Source organism: Herbaspirillum sp. AP02 (genome assembly GCF_015767275.1).
In the GTDB taxonomy this organism is placed as follows: domain Bacteria; phylum Pseudomonadota; class Gammaproteobacteria; order Burkholderiales; family Burkholderiaceae_D; genus Herbaspirillum.
The window spans coordinates 1-5,730 of record NZ_JADWMY010000021.1 but is presented as its reverse complement, the minus strand read 5'-3'; the positions used below and the strand labels follow the sequence as shown (position 1 = coordinate 5,730).

At 51.0% G+C, this 5,730-nt stretch carries 2 tRNA genes and 3 rRNA genes; all 5 read right to left on the bottom strand.

The features are described 5' to 3' along the window. Positions 1-204: 204 nt before the first annotated feature. Positions 205-317: ribosomal RNA gene (gene rrf, locus I5R65_RS24185) — 5S ribosomal RNA — on the bottom strand. Positions 318-456: 139 nt separating this feature from the next. Then, positions 457-3,328 (bottom strand): 23S ribosomal RNA (locus tag I5R65_RS24180). Between the two features lie 286 nt (positions 3,329-3,614). Then, positions 3,615-3,690 (bottom strand) — tRNA-Ala (locus I5R65_RS24175). 7 nt (positions 3,691-3,697) lie between these two features. Beyond that, a tRNA-Ile gene (locus tag I5R65_RS24170) sits at positions 3,698-3,774 on the bottom strand. 118 nt (positions 3,775-3,892) lie between these two features. Further along, a 16S ribosomal RNA gene (locus I5R65_RS24165) occupies positions 3,893-5,425 on the bottom strand. Together the 16S, 23S and 5S rRNA genes with 2 tRNA genes alongside form the textbook arrangement of a ribosomal RNA operon. Positions 5,426-5,730 lie beyond the last annotated feature (305 nt).

Below are 5,730 nucleotides of genomic sequence, written 5' to 3'. Positions count from 1 at the left end.
TCGTGCGAGCGCCAGCAGGCGAAGTGATGGTTGAGGCTGCGTTACCGCGTTAGCTGCGCACTTGGGCGCGGCCCGGCTTTGCTGCTCGGGAGCGTGATGCTTGTCGATGCACGCACGCATGGGCGGGGCATTGGATAGGTGTTTTGTTCGCCCCAAAGCAAAAACCCTCGCTACTTTCGTAACGAGGGTCCTTGGGAGTAACAAGCCTGACGATGACCTACTTTCACACTGGTTGCAGCACTATCATCGGCGCGAAGTCGTTTCACGGTCCTGTTCGGGATGGGAAGGGGTGGTACCAACTTGCTATAGTCATCAGGCATAACTTGTATAGCCACTTGCTCTCGAACGGAGCAGCAAGCAACTCAAACTGGAAGAAGTAATTAGATTCTGGGGTGTGATGCACTAGGGCAAACACAATATATGCTCAACTCGTCTATATAACAGAACTAATGTTATAGGAACAAGCCGCACGGGCAATTAGTATCAGTTAGCTTAACGCATTACTGCGCTTCCACACCTGACCTATCAACGTCCTGGTCTCGAACGACCCTTTAGGGGAATCTAGTTCCCGGGAAGTCTCATCTCAAGGCGAGTTTCCCGCTTAGATGCTTTCAGCGGTTATCTCTTCCGAACTTAGCTACTCGGCAATGCCACTGGCGTGACAACCGATACACCAGAGGTTCGTCCACTCCGGTCCTCTCGTACTAGGAGCAGCCCCCTTCAAACTTCCAACGCCCACGGCAGATAGGGACCAAACTGTCTCACGACGTTTTAAACCCAGCTCACGTACCACTTTAAATGGCGAACAGCCATACCCTTGGGACCGGCTACAGCCCCAGGATGTGATGAGCCGACATCGAGGTGCCAAACTCCCCCGTCGATATGAACTCTTGGGAGGAATCAGCCTGTTATCCCCAGAGTACCTTTTATCCGTTGAGCGATGGCCCTTCCATACAGAACCACCGGATCACTATGTCCTACTTTCGTACCTGCTCGACTTGTCAGTCTCGCAGTTAAGCACGCTTATGCCATTGCACTATTAGCACGATGTCCGACCGTACCTAGCGTACCTTCGAACTCCTCCGTTACACTTTGGGAGGAGACCGCCCCAGTCAAACTGCCTACCATGCACTGTCCCCGATCCGGATAACGGACCAAGGTTAGAACCTCAAACAAACCAGGGTGGTATTTCAAGGTTGGCTCCACGCAGACTAGCGTCCACGCTTCAAAGCCTCCCACCTATCCTACACAGATTGGTTCAAAGTCCAATGCAAAGCTACAGTAAAGGTTCATGGGGTCTTTCCGTCTAGCCGCGGGTAGATTGCATCATCACAAACATTTCAACTTCGCTGAGTCTCGGGAGGAGACAGTGTGGCCATCGTTACGCCATTCGTGCAGGTCGGAACTTACCCGACAAGGAATTTCGCTACCTTAGGACCGTTATAGTTACGGCCGCCGTTTACTGGGACTTCAATCAAGAGCTTGCACCCCATCATTTAATCTTCCAGCACCGGGCAGGCGTCACACCCTATACGTCCACTTTCGTGTTTGCAGAGTGCTGTGTTTTTATTAAACAGTCGCAGCCACCATTTTATTGCAACCCTTTTGTCCTTCTGGCGCAGGCCAGTCAAACTACTTGGGCGTACCTTATCCCGAAGTTACGGTACCAATTTGCCGAGTTCCTTCTCCCGAGTTCTCTCAAGCGCCTTAGAATACTCATCTCGCCCACCTGTGTCGGTTTGCGGTACGGTCTCGTTAGACTGAAGCTTAGAGGCTTTTCTTGGAACCACTTCCGATTGCTTCGCGAACAAGTTCGCTCGTCTCACACCCTTGAATTACGCTGCCGGATTTGCCTAACAGCCTTCTTCGATGCAAAAACCGACTATTCCAACAGTCGGACAACCTTCCGCGATCCGTCCCCCCATCGCATCTAACGACGGTGCAGGAATATTAACCTGCTTCCCATCAGCTACGCATCTCTGCCTCGCCTTAGGGGCCGACTCACCCTGCTCCGATGAACGTTGAACAGGAAACCTTGGGCTTACGGCGTGCGGGCTTTTCACCCGCATTATCGCTACTCATGTCAGCATTCGCACTTCTGATACCTCCAGCATCCTTTACAAGACACCTTCACAGGCTTACAGAACGCTCTCCTACCATATCCTTACGGATATCCGCAGCTTCGGTGACTGGCTTAGCCCCGTTACATCTTCCGCGCAGGACGACTCGATCAGTGAGCTATTACGCTTTCTTTAAAGGATGGCTGCTTCTAAGCCAACCTCCTGACTGTTTTAGCCTTCCCACTTCGTTTTCCACTTAGCCAATCTTTGGGACCTTAGCTGGCGGTCTGGGTTGTTTCCCTCTTGACGTCGGACGTTAGCACCCGGCGTCTGTCTCCCAAGCTCGCACTCATCGGTATTCGGAGTTTGCAATGGGTTGGTAAGTCGCGATGACCCCCTAGCCATAACAGTGCTCTACCCCCGATGGTGATACTTGAGGCACTACCTAAATAGTTTTCGGAGAGAACCAGCTATTTCCAAGTTTGTTTAGCCTTTCACCCCTATCCACAGCTCATCCCCTAATTTTTCAACATTAGTGGGTTCGGTCCTCCAGTGCGTGTTACCGCACCTTCAACCTGGCCATGGATAGATCACTTGGTTTCGGGTCTACACCCAGCGACTGAACGCCCTATTCGGACTCGATTTCTCTGCGCCTTCCCTATTCGGTTAAGCTTGCCACTGAATGTAAGTCGCTGACCCATTATACAAAAGGTACGCAGTCACCCCTTACAGGGCTCCTACTGTTTGTATGCACACGGTTTCAGGATCTATTTCACTCCCCTTCCGGGGTTCTTTTCGCCTTTCCCTCACGGTACTGGTTCACTATCGGTCGATTACGAGTATTTAGCCTTGGAGGATGGTCCCCCCATGTTCAGACAGGATTTCACGTGTCCCGCCCTACTTGTCGCAAGCCTAGTTCCACACCATCGATTTCGCATAAGGGGCTATCACCCTCTATGGCCGGACTTTCCATTCCGTTTTGCTATCGTTGATGCTAAATCTTGCAGGCTGATCCCATTTCGCTCGCCACTACTCTGGGAATCTCGGTTGATTTCTTTTCCTGTAGCTACTTAGATGTTTCAGTTCGCCACGTTCGCTTCGTTACCCTATGTATTCAGATAACGATGACCTTACGGCCGGGTTTCCCCATTCGGAAATCTGCGGATCAAAGCTCGTTTGCCAGCTCCCCGCAGCTTATCGCAAGCTACTACGTCCTTCATCGCCTGTAATCGCCAAGGCATCCACCATGTGCACTTATTCGCTTGTTCCTATAACGTTAGCCTCTTTTGCAAGAGCGTTATTTAGAAGCGTTGAGTTTTAGCGTTTGCCGTATTCCAAAGTAAGTCTTCTAATTGCTAAGATCACTTCGTAATACTTTGATTGATACAATCACACCCATTTTTCACTTTCGCAAGAACCGAAGTCCTGGCGATCGTTTAAATGAATCTTTACTTCTTCCAGATTGTTAAAGAACAAAAACAGCCATTGATCGTAAAAGATCAAACCTAAATCACTACGTCTCGCTTTGGACGCTGACTTAGGTTTGATATTTCTTGGTGGAGGTTGACGGGATCGAACCGACGACCCCCTGCTTGCAAAGCAGGTGCTCTCCCAGCTGAGCTAAACCCCCGAAACCTTGGTGGGTCTGGTTGGGCTCGAACCAACGACCCCCGCGTTATCAACACGGTGCTCTAACCAGCTGAGCTACAGACCCGCTTGGATCAGTATCAGTAGCCAGTCAGTGACGTTGTGCCAAAGACCGTGCTTCACCAAATAACTGTTCTTAATTTACAGCCGATAAGTGTGGACGCTTAACTTCGTGCGCACTCTAGAAAGGAGGTGATCCAGCCGCACCTTCCGATACGGCTACCTTGTTACGACTTCACCCCAGTCACGAATCCTACCGTGGTGAGCGCCCTCCTTGCGGTTAGGCTACCCACTTCTGGTAAAACCCGCTCCCATGGTGTGACGGGCGGTGTGTACAAGACCCGGGAACGTATTCACCGCGACATGCTGATCCGCGATTACTAGCGATTCCAACTTCATGGAGTCGAGTTGCAGACTCCAATCCGGACTACGATACACTTTCTGGGATTAGCTCCCCCTCGCGGGTTGGCGGCCCTCTGTATGTACCATTGTATGACGTGTGAAGCCCTACCCATAAGGGCCATGAGGACTTGACGTCATCCCCACCTTCCTCCGGTTTGTCACCGGCAGTCTCATTAGAGTGCCCTTTCGTAGCAACTAATGACAAGGGTTGCGCTCGTTGCGGGACTTAACCCAACATCTCACGACACGAGCTGACGACAGCCATGCAGCACCTGTGTGATGGTTCTCTTTCGAGCACTCCCAAATCTCTTCGGGATTCCATCCATGTCAAGGGTAGGTAAGGTTTTTCGCGTTGCATCGAATTAATCCACATCATCCACCGCTTGTGCGGGTCCCCGTCAATTCCTTTGAGTTTTAATCTTGCGACCGTACTCCCCAGGCGGTCTACTTCACGCGTTAGCTGCGTTACCAAGTCAATTAAGACCCGACAACTAGTAGACATCGTTTAGGGCGTGGACTACCAGGGTATCTAATCCTGTTTGCTCCCCACGCTTTCGTGCATGAGCGTCAGTGTTATCCCAGGGGGCTGCCTTCGCCATCGGTATTCCTCCACATATCTACGCATTTCACTGCTACACGTGGAATTCTACCCCCCTCTGACACACTCTAGCCGTGCAGTCTCAAATGCAATTCCCAGGTTGAGCCCGGGGATTTCACATCTGACTTACACAACCGCCTGCGCACGCTTTACGCCCAGTAATTCCGATTAACGCTTGCACCCTACGTATTACCGCGGCTGCTGGCACGTAGTTAGCCGGTGCTTATTCTTCAGGTACCGTCATTAGCTCCAGGTATTATCCAGAACCGTTTCTTCCCTGACAAAAGAGCTTTACAACCCGAAGGCCTTCTTCACTCACGCGGCATTGCTGGATCAGGGTTGCCCCCATTGTCCAAAATTCCCCACTGCTGCCTCCCGTAGGAGTCTGGGCCGTGTCTCAGTCCCAGTGTGGCTGGTCGTCCTCTCAGACCAGCTACTGATCGTTGCCTTGGTAGGCTTTTACCCCACCAACTAGCTAATCAGATATCGGCCGCTCCACGAGCATGAGGTCTTGCGATCCCCCACTTTCATCCTTAGATCGTATGCGGTATTAGCTAGTCTTTCGACTAGTTATCCCCCACTCTAGGGCACGTTCCGATATATTACTCACCCGTTCGCCACTCGCCATCAGGAGCAAGCTCCTATGCTGCCGTTCGACTTGCATGTGTAAGGCATGCCGCCAGCGTTCAATCTGAGCCAGGATCAAACTCTTTAGTTTAATCTCTGTTTTGTGCCATTTCTGGCTACCCCGAAGGGCATCGCTCTCTCAAAATACTGACAGGTAATTTCTTGCGATCTTACCTATATTTCTTGTGAGCATTTAATGTTTAAAGTTTCCAGAACCGAGGTTCTGTCGCACTTCATTAAACGCCCACGCTTATCGGCTGTTAATTTTTAAAGATCATCTGCATCAAACGCGCTTGGCGCTGTTTGCATCGCTGCGAATCGTTGTGTTCGTCAGCAGCAGAGAAACGAGATTATGTAGCAGTTAGTTCATCGCGTCAACTACTTTTTTGCGATTCG